This is a genomic window from Stenotrophomonas pavanii (assembly GCF_900101175.1).
In the GTDB taxonomy this organism is placed as follows: domain Bacteria; phylum Pseudomonadota; class Gammaproteobacteria; order Xanthomonadales; family Xanthomonadaceae; genus Stenotrophomonas; species Stenotrophomonas pavanii.
This window is the reverse complement of record NZ_FNFQ01000005.1, coordinates 205,164-219,552: the sequence shown is the minus strand read 5'-3', so window position 1 is coordinate 219,552 and position 14,389 is coordinate 205,164. Positions and strand designations below refer to the sequence as shown.

At 61.7% G+C, this 14,389-nt stretch carries 15 protein-coding genes and 1 pseudogene; 13 read left to right on the top strand and 3 right to left on the bottom strand.

The genetic code is table 11. The annotated features are described in order from the left end of the window. Positions 1-17: 17 nt before the first annotated feature. The 11 genes and pseudogenes from BLS66_RS10955 to BLS66_RS10905 all read left to right on the top strand — a co-directional run. Complete coding sequence (locus BLS66_RS10955) at positions 18-863, top strand: CPBP family intramembrane glutamic endopeptidase (protein ID WP_074725860.1); 846 nt, start codon at positions 18-20, stop codon at positions 861-863. Between the two features lie 71 nt (positions 864-934). Next, positions 935-1,741 (top strand): M48 family metallopeptidase, encoded by an 807-nt coding sequence (locus BLS66_RS10950; RefSeq protein WP_014645409.1) that lies wholly within the window; start codon positions 935-937, stop codon positions 1,739-1,741. Positions 1,742-1,873: 132 nt separating this feature from the next. Next, positions 1,874-3,067 (top strand): tetratricopeptide repeat protein, encoded by a 1,194-nt coding sequence (locus BLS66_RS10945; RefSeq protein ID WP_053461734.1) that lies wholly within the window; start codon positions 1,874-1,876, stop codon positions 3,065-3,067. Between the two features lie 143 nt (positions 3,068-3,210). Further along, complete coding sequence (locus BLS66_RS10940; protein WP_049408447.1) at positions 3,211-3,879, top strand: energy transducer TonB; 669 nt, start codon at positions 3,211-3,213, stop codon at positions 3,877-3,879. Between the two features lie 94 nt (positions 3,880-3,973). Beyond that, on the top strand, positions 3,974-4,735 hold the full coding sequence (exbB, locus tag BLS66_RS10935) for a TonB-system energizer ExbB (RefSeq protein ID WP_005411738.1): 762 nt from the start codon (positions 3,974-3,976) through the stop codon (positions 4,733-4,735). Between the two features lie 61 nt (positions 4,736-4,796). Then, the gene (locus tag BLS66_RS10930; RefSeq protein WP_005421196.1) at positions 4,797-5,222 is read left to right on the top strand and encodes an ExbD/TolR family protein; all 426 of its coding nucleotides are present in this window, start codon (positions 4,797-4,799) and stop codon (positions 5,220-5,222) included. A 3-nt stretch (positions 5,223-5,225) separates the two neighbouring features. Continuing rightward, positions 5,226-5,639, top strand: a complete 414-nt coding sequence (locus BLS66_RS10925) for an ExbD/TolR family protein (protein ID WP_005411740.1) — start codon at positions 5,226-5,228, stop codon at positions 5,637-5,639. A gap of 165 nt (positions 5,640-5,804) precedes the next feature. Then, positions 5,805-7,265, top strand: a complete 1,461-nt coding sequence (gene cls / locus BLS66_RS10920) for a cardiolipin synthase (protein WP_049468413.1) — start codon at positions 5,805-5,807, stop codon at positions 7,263-7,265. A gap of 40 nt (positions 7,266-7,305) precedes the next feature. Next, on the top strand, positions 7,306-7,575 hold the full coding sequence (locus tag BLS66_RS10915) for a hypothetical protein (protein ID WP_014645412.1): 270 nt from the start codon (positions 7,306-7,308) through the stop codon (positions 7,573-7,575). A 9-nt stretch (positions 7,576-7,584) separates the two neighbouring features. Then, on the top strand, positions 7,585-8,328 hold the full coding sequence (locus BLS66_RS10910) for a pyridoxine 5'-phosphate synthase (RefSeq protein ID WP_057495286.1): 744 nt from the start codon (positions 7,585-7,587) through the stop codon (positions 8,326-8,328). A 101-nt stretch (positions 8,329-8,429) separates the two neighbouring features. Further along, a pseudogene (locus BLS66_RS10905) lies at positions 8,430-8,675 on the top strand (radical SAM protein); the annotation flags it as partial. A 151-nt stretch (positions 8,676-8,826) separates the two neighbouring features. Here the strand turns inward: BLS66_RS10905 and BLS66_RS10900 are convergent. After that, complete coding sequence (locus BLS66_RS10900) at positions 8,827-9,051, bottom strand: helix-turn-helix domain-containing protein (RefSeq protein ID WP_049447428.1); 225 nt, start codon at positions 9,049-9,051, stop codon at positions 8,827-8,829. Between the two features lie 80 nt (positions 9,052-9,131). Between BLS66_RS10900 and BLS66_RS10895 the strand changes: the two genes are divergently transcribed. After that, positions 9,132-9,467, top strand: coding sequence for a hypothetical protein (locus BLS66_RS10895; protein ID WP_143025154.1), 336 nt, complete (start codon positions 9,132-9,134; stop codon positions 9,465-9,467). 150 nt (positions 9,468-9,617) lie between these two features. Next, a complete protein-coding gene (locus BLS66_RS10890) occupies positions 9,618-10,709 on the top strand; it encodes a PA0069 family radical SAM protein (protein ID WP_074725857.1) in 1,092 nt (363 codons plus the stop codon). Between the two features lie 520 nt (positions 10,710-11,229). Here the strand turns inward: BLS66_RS10890 and BLS66_RS20380 are convergent. Together BLS66_RS20380 and BLS66_RS10875 are read right to left on the bottom strand one after the other, a co-directional pair. Continuing rightward, positions 11,230-13,098 (bottom strand): DUF7380 domain-containing protein, encoded by a 1,869-nt coding sequence (locus tag BLS66_RS20380; protein ID WP_083348159.1) that lies wholly within the window; start codon positions 13,096-13,098, stop codon positions 11,230-11,232. A 111-nt stretch (positions 13,099-13,209) separates the two neighbouring features. Then, positions 13,210-13,965, bottom strand: a complete 756-nt coding sequence (locus BLS66_RS10875) for a hypothetical protein (protein ID WP_143025153.1) — start codon at positions 13,963-13,965, stop codon at positions 13,210-13,212. Positions 13,966-14,389: the final 424 nt, after the last annotated feature.

The window sequence follows — 14,389 nt, the reverse complement described above, 5'->3', positions numbered from 1 at the left end:
TTGAACGCAGGTATCTGATGTCCGTTTCCGCCCCGGCTTCCGCTCCGCCTCCGGTTCCGCCCGCGTCTGTCCCGCCGCGTGCCGTGGCCCCGCTGGCAGGTTTCTTCATCGACCTGGGTATTGCCGCGATCACCCTGATCGGCCTGAGCATGGTCAGTGGCCTGTTCTGGGGCTTCTACCGCGCGATCATGGTCAGCCGTGCCAATGCGGATGCCAACGGCGGCGCGCTGTCGCCGGATGCCGTCGGCGCAGCGGTCGGCCAGCCCGGTGCCCTGGCGCAGATCCTGATGGCGTTGATCGCTACCGGCGGCGCGGCACTGCTGCTGTACTTCTGGCGGCGTCCGGCAAGCGTCAGTGAACGCCAGGCCTCGCGGCAGGCGCTGCTGAGGCCGTCCACGTGGGGGTGGACCCTGCTGGTGGCGACCCTGATCGTGCTCGGCAGCAACGGCATCGCCTTCCTTTCCAGGCAGTTCGGGATCGAGCCGGTGCCGACCAACGTGGAACTGATGCAGAGCGCGATCGCGCGCTTCCCGCTGTTCCTGGTGCTGTTTGCGGTGGTCCTCGCGCCGGCGTACGAAGAACTGCTGTTCCGCCGCGTCCTGTTCGGGCGCCTGTGGCAGGCCGGCCGCCCCTGGCTGGGCCTGGTCCTCAGCAGCCTGGCCTTCGCGCTGGTCCATGAAGTGCCCGGTGTCAGCAAGAACTCGCTGCTGGGCATGGCGCAGCTGTGGCTGGTGTACGGCGGCATGGGCGCCGCCTTCTGCTGGCTGTACCGGCGTACCGGCACCCTGTGGGCGGCCATCGCCGCGCATGCGCTGAACAACGCGGTGGCGCTGGCCGCAATGGTGTTCCTGGGGTCAACGTAACGCTGTGCCCGCTTGACGAAAGATTAAGCAGGTACGCTACACACTGCGCACATGAACACGGGGGCGGACCCATGAAACAACTGCTGCTGGCTCTAGTCATCACCACCGTCGTCAGTGCCTGCGCGACCACGACCTCGCCTACCGGACGACGGCAGATGGTGGGCGGCGTGTCGCAGGCACAGCTGGACCAGCTCGGCGCGCAGGCGTTTGCCGAGACCAAGCAGAAAGAGAAGATCAGCACCGATGGCCGCCAGAACGGCTACGTGCAGTGCGTGGTCAACGCGCTGGTGGCGCAGTTGCCGCCCCAGTACCGTGGCGTACGGTGGGAGACGGCGGTCTTTGTCGACAAGGAACCCAATGCGTTCGCCCTTCCCGGCGGCAAGGTGGGCGTCAATACCGGCATCTTCACCGTCGCCAAGAACCAGGATCAGCTGGCTGCCGTGATCGGCCACGAAATCGGCCATGTGATCGCCCGCCACCACGAAGAGCGCATTACGCGCCAGATGGGCGCGCAGACGGGCCTCGCCGTCCTGGGGGCACTGGCCGGTGCTGCCTATGGCGATGGTGCCGCCAGCACGGTCAACCAGTTGGGTGGCATGGGTGCGCAGGCGGCTTTTCTGCTGCCAGGCTCGCGGACCCAGGAAAGCGAGGCCGATGTCATTGGCCAACGGCTGATGGCCCAGGCCGGCTTCAACCCGGCGCAGGCGGTCGATCTGTGGCAGAACATGATGGCGGCCAGCGGTGGTCGCAGCCCGCAATGGCTGTCCACCCACCCCGATCCGGCCAACCGGATCCAGGAACTGCGCCGTGATGCACCGGGCCTGACGCCGGTGTACCAGCAGGCGCAGGCGGCCGGGCTGCGGCCAAAGTGCGGATGAGTGCGCAGTTCTATGCTGTATTGCAGCACATAAAACGATTTCTCACGCCATCTGTTTCTGATACGTTTGGCGGCTCAGATTTTTCTGACAGTCCGACTTTGCCGCTATCCGGCGGTTCGATCGAGGTGAACGATGATTTTCCGTAACCACAAAGCTGTGCTTTCCGTCCTCGTCGCGACCGCCCTGACCGGCGCCGTGGTCACCGATGCCTTTGCGCAGTCCTCGCGTTCCTCCGACCGTGGCAGCCGCGGCGGCAGCAGCAAGCAGGCCAAGGCCGAACCGCTGTACCCGAATGCGACCCGCCAGGAGCCGACCGCCAAGGCCTCGGCCAAGATGGGCAGCAAGCTGCAGAAAATGATTGACAGCTACAACAAGGAAAAGTTCCCGGAAACGCGTGAGCAGGCCGACGCGATCCTGGCCGACAGCGCGTCCAACGAGTACGACAAGTCGCTGGCCGCGCAGCTGGCCTCGCAGGCGGCGTACCAGACCGACGACGTCCCGGGCGCGATCGCGTACCTGAAGCAGGCGATCCAGTTCAACGGTCTGGACAACAACGGTCACTTCCAGTCGATGCTGATGCTCGGCCAGCTGCAGCTGCAGGAAGACCAGACCGCCGAAGGCCTGGCCACCCTGGACAAGTACTTCGCCGAGAGCAAGTCGACCAAGCCGGAAGAGCTGATCGCCAAGGGCCAGGCGCTGTACCAGCTGGAGCGCTACCAGGAAGCGATCCCGGTGCTGAAGCAGGCCATTGCCGGTGCCACCGAGCCGAAGGACAACTGGAACCAGCTGCTGATGGCTGCCCTGTCCGAAGCCGGCCAGACCGGTGAGGCGGTGCAGGCCGCAGAAGCGCTGGCGGCCAAGAACCCGAATGACAAGAAGGCCCAGCTGAACCTGGCCAACATGTACATGCAGGCTGACCAGATGCCGAAGGCCGCCGCGGTGATGGACAAGCTGCGCAGCAGCGGCCAGCTCACCGACGAGCGCGAGTACAAGCAGCTGTACTCGATCTATGCCAACACCGAGAACAAGGAAAAGGACGTCATCGCGGTCATCAACGAAGGGTTGCAGAAGGGCATCCTGAAGCCGGACTACCAGGTCTACCTGGCGCTGGCCCAGTCCTACTACTACTCCGACCAGGTGCCGCAGGCGATCGACGCGTGGCAGAAGGCCGCCCCGCTCTCCAAGGACGGTGAGACCTACCTGAACCTGGCACGCGTCCTGCATGCCGAAGGTCGCATCCCGGAGGCCAAGCAGGCCGCCCAGCAGGCGCTGGCGAAGGGTGTGAAGAACCAGGCTGATGCCAAGAAAATCATCAACCTGAAGTAAGTAGGAATAACGCCTGAACGCCTGCTCAGTTGATGCGCAGGCGCTCAGGATTGGTATAAGCTTGGAGGTTCCTGCGGTGTCATGCACCGCTGATCAGGGATTCCGCCCCCGGCATCCCGGCCCCACTATTGAGCTCTTGGCGCATGACGGAACAACTAGTCGTTCACCGGTACGAACAACCCGATGACAAGGGGCTGAGCTGGCCTCGCATCGTCGGCATCGCGTTTGTAATTGCCCTGCATCTGGCCGCCTTCATGATGCTCCTCATTCCCGCCGTGGCTCCCAAGGCCGTCGCGGAGAAGGAGCGCAACGTCATGGTGACCATCGTCGACGCGCCGCCGCCGCCCCCACCGCCGCCGCCGCCGCCGCCGCCGCAGGATACTCCGCCACCGCCGGTGAAGAATCTGTCGCCGCCGAAGCCGTCGCCCGTACCGCCGCCGCCGCAGGCGCCGGTCGTGGACGTGCCGGAGCCGCGCCCGAACGATATCGTCACCCCGCCGTCGCCCCCGTCGCCGCCGGCTCCGCCGACCTCGATCGAGGCCAGCGTGGACATCTCGTCGAAGGCCATGAATCCGCCGCGCTACCCGCCGGCCGCCTTCCGCGCGGGTATCCAGGGCGAAGTGATCCTGATCATTGATGTCGATGCCAACGGCAACGTCACCAATGTCACGGTGGAAAAGTCCAGCCGTAACCGCGACCTGGACCGTGCTGCGATGGAAGCAGCTCGCAAGTGGCGCTTCAACGCCGCTGAATCTGGCGGTAAGAAGGCGGCAGGTCGCGTTCGCGTCCCGGTCAACTTTGCGCTGAACTGATGCGTCCGGGTGGCCCTCCGGCCACCCCCGCTCCCGGTTCGATTGTTTAGCTTAGCTACACCCTTTATCACCACACACAACAAAGGTAAGCGTCATGCTGCAGGAAATTTTCATCGCCGCTGCTGCCGGGGGCAATCCGTCCAACGCCCTGTCGCAGATGGGCTTCGAGCACCTGATCCACGAAATGACCACCAAGCCGGGTGATTTCGCGGTTTCCTGGGTCGTGCTGCTGACCCTGATCGCCATGTCGGCCATGTCCTGGTACTGGACCGTCATCAACATCTTCCGTGCTACCCGCCTGAAGAGCGCCGCTGACCGCGTCGTCAGCCTGTTCTGGGACACCCCGAACGCGCAGGACGCCATCCGTGCGATGGAAGAGCAGCCGGCTTCGGAGCCGTTCTCGAAGATCGCCCTGGACGCTGCCCAGGCCGCTGCCCACCACCAGCGCGCTGAAGGCGGTGCTACCGGCGGCGTCGGTGAGAACCTGAGCCGTTCGGAGTTCGTCGACCGCGCCCTGCGCCAGGCCGTGACCCGCGAAAGCAACAAGCTGCAGTCGGGCATGACCCTGCTGGCCACCGTCGGTGCAACCGCTCCGTTCGTCGGTCTGCTGGGTACCGTGTGGGGCATCTACGGCGCGCTGATCAAGATCGGTGCCACCGGCTCCGCTTCGATCGACGCCGTTGCCGGCCCGGTGGGTGAAGCGCTGATCATGACCGCGATCGGTCTGTTCGTCGCAATCCCGGCCGTGTTCGCCTTCAACTTCTTCAGCAAGATCAACAGCGCGACCATCAGCAAGTTCGATACCTTCGCGCACGACCTGCACGACTTCTTCGCCACCGGTTCGCGCGTCCGCTAATTGCGGCGCGCGTCACCCAGCGACGAAGTAAGTAGTCACCAAGATCTAGACGGAGCCCGTTATGGCTTTCAGTAGTGGTAACAGCGGCGGCCCCATGGCCGACATCAACGTTACGCCCCTCGTGGACGTGATGCTGGTGCTGCTGATCATCTTCATCATCACGGCGCCCCTGATGTCCCACAAGGTCAAGGTGGATCTGCCGGAAGCCAACCTGATCCAGAAGCCGGAAGATGCTGAAAAGCGTCCGAACCCGATCACGCTGGCAGTCAAGGAAGACGGCTCGATCTACTGGAACGACGAAGAAATCAACAAGCAGACTCTCGAGTCCCGCTTGGCGACCGCCGCACAGCAGACCCCGCAGCCGCCGCTGAACCTGCGTGGTGACCGCACCACCAAGATGCGCGTCATCAACGACCTGACCAAGGTCGCGCAGGAACAGGGCATGCTGGACGTCGGCTTCGTTGCAACCAAAGAAAAGGGGCAATAAGCCATGGCATTCAGTAGTGGTGGTGGCAAGGGCCCCATGGCAGACATCAACGTCACGCCCCTGGTGGACGTGATGCTGGTTCTGCTGATCATCTTCATCGTGACCGCGCCGATCATGACGTACCCGATCGCCGTGGACCTGCCGCAGCGCGTGCTCAACCCACCGCCGCAGCTGGTCGAACCGCCGCCGCCGATCGAGCTGAAGATCGACGCCAGCAACCAGGTCTCGTGGAACAACAGCCCGATCAATACCAGCGAGCTGCAGCAGCGGATGGAGCAGGAGGTCCAGCGTGACCCGACCAACCAGCCGGAACTGCGCATCGACGCCAGCCCGGATTCCGAGTACGACGTGATGGCCAAGGTTCTGGCCGCCGCGAAGAACGCTCAGATGAAGAAGATCGGTTTTGTGCAGCAGTAATCGCTACACCGCAACACAACAGTCATGACGCGACTGCAGACGCCCCTGGAGACAGGGGCGTTTTTTTGTGTTTTCGTCGTGGCGCACGGCTTGGGGTCAGATCCCTTTTCCTGAGCAAAAAGGGATCTGACCCCATCCGGCAGCACGCGCCGCTATGATCGGCGGATGCTCGCCCTCTTCGACTCCCTGCGCCACTGGCTTGACGGCATCGCCCACCTTGGCTCGATCCTGGCGGTGGCCTACCTGCTGTACCTGTTCGCGCTGGCGGGCTGGATCATGCTGCAGAAGCGTGAGCCGGTGGCCACGCTGAGCTGGATCCTGTCATTGGCGCTGCTGCCCTACCTGGGGCTCTTCATCTATTACCTGCTGGGCCCGCAGAAGGTGAAGCGGCAGCGCCTGCGTCGCGGCCGCGCGCGCTCGGGCATGGAGCACTACAGCGATGTCTGCCCGCCCGATGCGGACTGCACCGAGCTGGCCAAGGTCGCCCAGGCCACCACCGGGCTGGCACCGAGCAGCGCCACCGAAGTGACCTGGCTGGTGGACGGCGCCGCGACCTATGACGCGCTGCTCGACGCCATCGCGCAGGCCCGCGACCATGTGCACCTGGAGTACTACATCTTCAACCCCGACCACGCCGGCACCGCGGTGCGCGACGCGCTGGTCGAGCGCGCCGGCGCCGGCGTACAGGTGCGCCTGCTGCTGGATGCGGTCGGCTCGTCCGCCCTGCCCCGCCGCTTCCTGCAACCGCTGCTGGACGCCGGTGGCGAGGCGATCTGGTTCCATCCGCGGCAACTGCTGAAGCCGTTCAAGCGTCCGTGGCTGAACCTGCGCACGCACCGCAAGCTGGTGATCGTCGATGGCCGCGTGGCCTTCACCGGTGGCATCAACATCACCGACGAAGAGGACGAGCGCCGCAGGCCCGACGCCTACCGCGACCTGCACATGCGTATCCGCGGCCATGTGGTGCGCAGCCTGCAGCTGGTGTTCGCCGAGGACTGGCTGTACGCCAGCGGCCAGGACCACTCCCGATTCGACATCGCCCGGTTGTGGCCGGCCGATGTGCCGATGCGCGCGGATGGACCGATCAACGCGCAGGTGCTGGTCTCCGGGCCCGACTCGGGCTGGGAGACCATCCACCGCCTGCATGTGGCGGCGATCCAGGAAGCGAACGAGCGGGTGTGGCTGGTGACGCCCTACTTCGTGCCGGGTGAAGCGGCGCGGATGGCGCTGACCTCGGCCGCGCTGGGCGGCCTGGACGTGCGCCTGCTGGTACCGAAGATGAGCGATTCCTGGTTCGTGACCCAGGCCGCACGCTCCTACTTCGATGAGCTGTTGCACGCCGGCGTGAAGATCTATGAGTACGGGCCGCGCATGCTGCATACCAAGGCCTTCATTGCCGATGACGATGTCTGCATCGTCGGCAGCGCCAACTTCGACCACCGCAGCTTCCGGCTGAATTTCGAGCTGTCGATGATGATCAGCGACCGCGGCCGCGTTGCCGCCCTGGCTGAGCTGCTGCAGGGCGAGTTCGACCGCGCCACCCGGGTGCATGACCAGGCCGGTCGCTCGCTGTGGCTGCACCGCCTGCCCGAGGCCTTCGCCCGGCTGGCCTCGCCGCTGCTGTGACGCAGCGCTACACTGCGGCGATCATCCGGGGAGCCTGACTATGTACTGGTTGTACCTGCTGCTGGCGCTGGGCTGCTTTGCCTTCGCGCTGAAGACCCCGAGCGCGGGGTTGATGACCCTGTGCCTGCTGGCGGCGCTCGGTTTCCTGCTGGCCTGGGTGCGCGGCCGCTATGTGGCCCGCTTCGGCGACCTGCAGCGCGACCCGGCCACGCTGATCGATGCCGAGGAGCTGCGCCGCCTGCGCGAACAGGCCCAGGCCCGCCGCACTGACGACCACAACGACCACGACCCGTCCCCTCTTTCCAAGTAGTTCCGTTCCATGACCCAGCTCAGCGTCAACGTCAACAAGATCGCCGTCCTGCGCAATTCGCGCGGCGGCGCCGAACCGGACGTGGTGCGCGCCGCCCAGGCCTGCCTGGATGCCGGCGCGCATGGCATCACCGTGCATCCGCGGCCGGACCGCCGGCACATCACCGCCGAGGACGTGCTGGCCCTGTCCACGCTGACCCGCGCGCGTGGGGTCGAGTTCAACATCGAAGGCAATCCGTTCGCGCCGCCGCGCGAGGGCTACCCGGGGCTGCTGGCGCTGTGCGAACAGACCCGGCCCGCGCAGGCCACCCTGGTGCCCGACGGCGACGGCCAGATCACCTCCGACCACGGCTTCGATTTCGAGCGGGACGCCGGGCGCCTGCGTCCGCTGGTGGCGGCGCTGAAAGCGATGGGCTGCCGGGTCAGCCTGTTTGTCGACGCGGGCAACCCGCTGCTGGAGCAGGCGGCGGAGGTCGGTGCCGATCGCATCGAGCTGTATACCGGCCCCTACGCGGAGGCGCACGCGGCGGGCGACGCTGCGGCGATGCTGGAACTGTTCGCCACTGCGGCGCGGCGGGCGCAGGCGGTGGGCCTGGGCGTCAACGCCGGGCACGATCTGTCGCAGGACAACCTGCGTGACTTCCTGGCCCATGTGCCGGACGTGCTGGAGGTATCGATCGGTCATGCGCTGATCGGCGAGGCGCTGTATGACGGGCTGGACGCCACGGTGCGGGGCTATCTGGCCCTGCTGTGACCGACGGATGCGAGGGACACGGGTTGCCTTGTAGGGCCGAGCCCTGAACCCTTCAGGCGGCCGTCGCAGCCATTGAGACGGCCACGACGTACCCTGCCGCAATGGGTATTGCGATCAAGGGCCGAGGTTCCACGTCCCACCTTGCCGGGCGCTTCGAAAGCACCGTCAGCGAGGCGGTGGACGACGGCTGGGCGGTCGACGAAAGCGAAGAGTTCCTCGCCCCGCGCCTGCGCACCGAAGTACGCGCCGAGACCGCGCGCAGCATCATCACCCGCAACACTTCGCCGGACGTCGGCTTCAGCCAGTCGGTGAATCCATATCGCGGTTGCGAGCATGGTCTGAATTTCCCATAAGTTTTCACTGAGAAATTACTTCGTAATCAGCAACTTGCGAAGGAAATAGTGAACACTTTCGGCGTCAAAGCTTCGAAAATCGGCCAGACAGTGCCATTCCGGCAGGAAAGGTCGATTCGAGACTGGGAGAGTTAAGCGAAACCTTCTAGAGACCTGCCTCGGTCAGCAACTCAGACATGGTCTTCCCAAGGCCCTTTGCTACTCGTTCGAGTGTGGCGAGAGTGACATTCTTCTCGCCACGCTCAATCTTGCTGTAGTAAGCCCGGTGCATCTGGATATGGTCTGCAAAGCCTTCCTGACTGAATCCAAGAGCGACGCGACTCGCCCGGATGACGTCGGCCAGGGCTGCCTGATGCGTATGTTCGACCATACGACCAAGCTTGTGGTTCCAGTACTTTAAAGACTACGCCTCTAAAGGTAGTCTACTTATAAGTACTGACCTGAATTCTCATGAATTTCTATCTTGTATGCCCGGAACTGGAATTCACTCTAGAGCTGCCCTTCTCTCCTTTAGGAAGAGAACAAGTGATCAGCCAGGTTCGTCGAATGCAAGAAGAGGAAGGCCAGTCGAGAAGCTTTGAGTACCGTCTAGCGGAGGAGCTCTCCAGGCTCATCCCAGAACTGACCGACTGGGACATCAAGCCCCCGACAGGAGCGCAGATGGCATACGCAGTCTCCCTGTGCGCCCAACTGGGAATTGTGCTGACAGCAGCTACCCGTCGATCCCGGGGCCTAATGCACACCTTCCTGGCTGAAGCCAAAGCGCTCGCTAGCCAGCGGGACTGATGGTCGCCCAGCCACAAACGTGCTGTGGATAAGGTTGGGAATACAACACGGAGCGATCAAGCATGAGACCTACAGCTAGCTGAATTCCCGGACCTTGCAGTCCCTGTGGTTAGCAATAATACTAACTGCTTACCAAGGGCTGAGGGTGGCATGGAACAGGATGCTCGAAAGGCCCAAGTACCTATCAAAGGTCGAGGCTCCGCCTCACGCGTACCAAGTCGCTTCGATGCCACGACAACAGTCGGCATCGACGATGGCTGGGAATCGGTCTACGAAGACCTGCAGGAGTTGCCGCAGCTGAGAACTGAGGTGACCGAAGAGCGCGCCCGGAGTGTGATCAGCCGCAACAACTCCCCTGACGTCGGATTCAGTGCGTCGGTCAATCCCTACAGAGGATGCGAGCACGGATGCGTCTACTGCTTCGCGCGACCTTCCCACAGCTACCTCAGCCTATCGCCAGGTCTGGACTTTGAGACCAAGCTCTTCGCAAAAACCAACGCCGCAGAGCGGTTGCGCAGTGAGCTTAGTCGGCCCAGCTACCAATGCGCTGCCATTGCCTTGGGCATCAACACGGATGGGTACCAGCCCATCGAAAGGAGTTACCAAATTACCCGCCAATGCCTTGAGCTTCTGGCCGAAACACGCCACCCCGTGAGCTTCGTGACCAAGAGTGCATTGATCACTCGTGACATCGATCTACTCGCGGCCATGGCTAAGGACCGCCTGGTCACGGTGTACTTCTCAGTGACCACACTTGATCGAAAGCTGTCAGCAAAGCTCGAGCCACGAGCTGCTGCTCCGCACGCACGGCTGAGGGCGATGGAGACGCTACATAAGGCCGGTGTGCCTGTTGGTGTACTGGTGGCTCCTGTCATTCCTCGCATCACTGACCACGAACTCGAGGCGATCCTTGAAGAAGCGCATGCCCATGGAGCGCGGGCAGCAGGCTACGTGCTGTTGCGACTACCCAACGAGATCAGGGACATCTGGAAAGAGTGGCTGGAACTGCACTATCCGGACCGGGCCGAACACGTTCTTAGCCTCATGCGCCAGTTGCATGGTGGCAAAGAGTACGACGCCACATTCGGTACCAGGATGCGAGGTACTGGCCCCTTTGCGGATCTACTCGCCCAAAGGTTCAAGAAGGTTCACAGAAGCCTGGGATTCGCAAAGCTCCCTCCCCTGAACACCCAACTCTTTCAACCCCCCAGGGAGCTGTCGCCCCAGGGCCAATTGTTCTGAGAAGTAAGATGGAGCCCACTACATGCAGATGGGCAAGCTGTCTCAAGCTGTGAGATGAGCAAAAGCTAGCCTTTCTGGAAACAACTACACCGAGAGAATGGTAATGAGCTGGCTGAAGCTAATACGCCTGTACTACCCTGCCGGCTTTGTGGCGATTCTCTCCTTCGTATTCGCGCTAGTCGTGCGTCCCCTTGGCGACAACAGCTTGACCAAAGGCCTCTATCAAGTGGCCATGTGGCTACCAACGGCGGGGCTTGCGTTTGCCTTCATCCATGGTCTGTGGACGCTCCATCGGTGTCGCCAAGCGGAACTAGGCACAGGGCCGATCTGTCCCTACTGCGGGGGGCCGCTGGGGGCCGAAAAAAGCGGCAGATACAGCCTCCACAGGACTTGCATGGCGTGTGGGAAGCACGCAAACGAGCGGCACTACCGCTGATCAGAACTGACTGACGCTGCATCTATACAATCCCCTGCTAACTTCCCTTACTGCTACGGAAGCAATGTCCGCCTCATCGCCGGATCAAGACTCCGTTGCTGAAGCCAACGCTCCAAAGTGATCCTTGAACAAAGGGACCAGGCATAGATGCCACATCAGCCAACAAGCATACATAGCGTCGACACTGAACGGCACGCCGTCGCTTGCGGTGCCATGCGCGATGGCATGCCTGAGTCCTGGACCGGATCGGGCTAGAAAAACTCGATCAATATCATCAATCACCGACTCACCGAAGATTCTATTCAACTCACTCCGATGATTCTTGTAGAGCTGAGTAATGCTCATGTCTTCCTGTGTCCCCGAATCTTCATCGTGCCGTACGACGTCGACATCGTGTCCCTTGAGGACATAGATCAGCGAGGCTTCCATAAGCGGCGTCAGGATGAAAAGTGCGGACGTCAAATCACCATGTAAGAACGCTAGAAATCCCCGCGAGAAAGTCTCCGTAAGATCAGTCGGCACGAACGGGCTATCTCGACAGAGTAGAAAAACGTCCTCGTATGAAATTGGATGTTCCAAAGCCAGCTGGTACAAGACGACAGCAATACGTCCTTGCACCACGGTGCCACGATAAATCTCCTCCTGCTTCGCTACCGCATGCTCTAGGGCAGCAGAGTCAATATCGCGCAGACCTGCTCCAGGCGCCCTGAAGCGAACATAGCCATCGGAGTCATACTGCTCCACGCCAAACAGCGAACTCAATGGATGCTTCCGTATGCCTTCGATGGCCTCTGCTTCGATGACCTGGGTAGGCCGAGGGCGATGGATGGATGCGAGCAAGAACAGTCCGTTCTTGAGTGAAACCCCTTTGGCTCGACTCCTTACTGCATCAACCAGCTCGCTCAAGTCCCATGAATACTCAAACGAGCTAAAGTCATCCTCCGCAGCGGATTGAAGACGAATCAACTCCACGCGAAGTTCGCGCTTGGAAGCCTTGGCGTCAGCTGAGGACAGCCCTCGCAGAAGATCGATGGCCTGCTGCACAAAGTGAGATGCACTTAGCGTGCCGCCCAGCGAGCGGCCATGCTCCGCCATAACGCTGCTAGCCTCAAGCAGGCACCTCTCGTAATTGGCATTGTCCTGCGCGCGGCGCCACGCGCGCCCAGCAGAAACAAGTGCATCGCACACGGCATGTGGGCCTCCATCTGAGGAGAATCCGTGGGCAGCGACCTCCATCCGGGGCGCGCAGTTGCCTGGCTCATCGAGCTCAAAGTCCAGAGCTAGGGTCATCATCAGCAGGAGCCCCTCGCTGCTGGCCTCAGCCTCGAACCTGTCGGCCGCTGAGAGGCAAAACTGCCGCAGCACCCTAAGATCTGGGTCATCCCGATCAAGATGCATGATGTCGCAGATCTGCAGTCCCCGCCGCAACGCATTGGCGATCACTCTGACAGGAATATGACCTGCATCAAGGTCACGGTGCCTGAGCTGCTGAGTCATCAGTCCTTCCGCTACCCGACAGTACGCGAGCGCAGCCTCCCTACCCGAATCAACCCGACCCCGCTCAACAAACCAGGCGAGATCGCAGAGCCGAGCACAAATCACTGGGTTGGGTGAGCTACGCCCTAGGGCCTCTAGTACGGCGCCACATCCCTTCCAATCGGTGCCGACAGCCGTGCGTCTATCGCCGAAGTCCATCATCGCTGTGTACGGAGCTTTCGGCAGATCCAGCCTTTGGTGAAGTTTCAAGGCCGACGCAAGCATCTGCAGGACGCGACTACGCGAAGATGAGTTCGTATCGTCGGAGCTCGAGGTAGCGGCGATAAACATCTCACCGAGATGGTGGGCAGACGCCTCGCTAGTTACAAGCTCGGCAACCGCTAGGTCAAACTCAAACTCAAACTCATTGACGTCTGACAACGACGCTGCGGCCCAAGGATACTTCGCATCGTTCATTGAGCTTCTCCAATCCGACACGTGGAGACTGCGACAGGTCGCCAGCTCCGTGAGAAAAAGGACACCTGCAAGAGGAATGCGAACATCAGAAGGCCGGGCTGAGGAAAACTTCTACAAGTACTCCACAGGACCAGGCAACTCCTCTTCAACAAAAGGGAGTGGATCAACCAAGCCACCTTCGTCGACGTAAGGTAGTCCCTCCGCCTTACAAATGCCTGCTAGCTCTCTCAGCAGCGAGTAAACGCTTTCGAACCGTCGGTCGATGGCAGCGGCAACCTTCGTAAGCGTCTTTCCCTCATGCACGATGGAGTTCCGGAGCCGAACTATCTCCGCGATCGGAGCGGTAACGTCGACAGCGACGCGATGTCCTGTGAGCTTGTAGATGCGCTCAAAAACCCTCTCCATTGAACCATCCGATGCATTGCGTGAAGCCCGGCGGGCGAGGTGGCCATGAAGCTCGGACAACGATGACGCAGCCAACACTTCGCGCAGGGGTACGTACGCTTCCTCTCGCTTTGATGAGTTGGGCATCAGATGCGCATGAATCGACTGCGGCCTGGCAGTGAAGTACACCACAAGGAACTCAAAGACGATGTTCTCGACATACGTCGCCGCGGTGACGACCATAAGTGACGCGTAGTGATCAATGGCTGATAGAGCGTCACTGTAGACAGAGTCGCGAATACGTTCATCCAGACGACTGACGCCAGACGAAACCAGCGCACCGCTATCATCCAACGTCCGTACGTAGAGAGATCGTTTGTACTCGGCTGCCACTGGCGGATGCTCTGCCAAGTCAACTAGCCTCGAGTACGCGGCCGGTGTGGAAAGGACTCTCGCATGCCACTTTCCAACGTCAAAGGCCATTCTCATTCATCCTTGGGTGCCGATTCTGGACGCAATTCTGGGTCGCCGCTGCGTGTGCTGTCTACTCAAGATTGAGAGAGCCGTGGGATTCAGCCGCTAAAGACCCCGGGGCACAAGCCTCTGTAAGCGCATGGATCCGATTAGGGCGCAGAACCGCGAGAACCTAGTATCAATCTACCTACCGCGCACGATCTGCAGGCGGTGAGCAGAATGCACGCAGCGATAGCCATAACCATCTCCTGATCTGAGCTCACCTCATACCCCGTCGGATAGCTTTCCACAGAGGCATGTGCTGCGCACTTCCAAGGCTATTCATTATGAATAGGCGCCTCTCTTAGCAAAGATATCAGTACCTAAAAGTACGGTGCAAGTCTATGAAATAGCGGGGAAATAAACGCTAATGTGACCCATGCGCATCCAGGAG

Excerpts from the sequence above, each read along its gene's own strand:
- BLS66_RS10955 (WP_074725860.1), top strand. The coding sequence starts at position 18 with ATGTCCGTTTCCGCCCCGGCTTCCGCTCCGCCTCCGGTTCCGCCCGCG.
- BLS66_RS10950 (WP_014645409.1), top strand. The coding sequence starts at position 935 with ATGAAACAACTGCTGCTGGCTCTAGTCATCACCACCGTCGTCAGTGCC.
- BLS66_RS10945 (WP_053461734.1), top strand. The coding sequence starts at position 1,874 with ATGATTTTCCGTAACCACAAAGCTGTGCTTTCCGTCCTCGTCGCGACC.
- BLS66_RS10940 (WP_049408447.1), top strand. The coding sequence starts at position 3,211 with ATGACGGAACAACTAGTCGTTCACCGGTACGAACAACCCGATGACAAG.
- exbB (WP_005411738.1), top strand. The coding sequence starts at position 3,974 with ATGCTGCAGGAAATTTTCATCGCCGCTGCTGCCGGGGGCAATCCGTCC.
- BLS66_RS10930 (WP_005421196.1), top strand. The coding sequence starts at position 4,797 with ATGGCTTTCAGTAGTGGTAACAGCGGCGGCCCCATGGCCGACATCAAC.
- BLS66_RS10925 (WP_005411740.1), top strand. The coding sequence starts at position 5,226 with ATGGCATTCAGTAGTGGTGGTGGCAAGGGCCCCATGGCAGACATCAAC.
- cls (WP_049468413.1), top strand. The coding sequence starts at position 5,805 with ATGCTCGCCCTCTTCGACTCCCTGCGCCACTGGCTTGACGGCATCGCC.
- BLS66_RS10915 (WP_014645412.1), top strand. The coding sequence starts at position 7,306 with ATGTACTGGTTGTACCTGCTGCTGGCGCTGGGCTGCTTTGCCTTCGCG.
- BLS66_RS10910 (WP_057495286.1), top strand. The coding sequence starts at position 7,585 with ATGACCCAGCTCAGCGTCAACGTCAACAAGATCGCCGTCCTGCGCAAT.
- BLS66_RS10900 (WP_049447428.1), bottom strand. The coding sequence starts at position 9,051 with ATGGTCGAACATACGCATCAGGCAGCCCTGGCCGACGTCATCCGGGCG.
- BLS66_RS10895 (WP_143025154.1), top strand. The coding sequence starts at position 9,132 with ATGAATTTCTATCTTGTATGCCCGGAACTGGAATTCACTCTAGAGCTG.
- BLS66_RS10890 (WP_074725857.1), top strand. The coding sequence starts at position 9,618 with ATGGAACAGGATGCTCGAAAGGCCCAAGTACCTATCAAAGGTCGAGGC.
- BLS66_RS20380 (WP_083348159.1), bottom strand. The coding sequence starts at position 13,098 with ATGAACGATGCGAAGTATCCTTGGGCCGCAGCGTCGTTGTCAGACGTC.
- BLS66_RS10875 (WP_143025153.1), bottom strand. The coding sequence starts at position 13,965 with ATGGCCTTTGACGTTGGAAAGTGGCATGCGAGAGTCCTTTCCACACCG.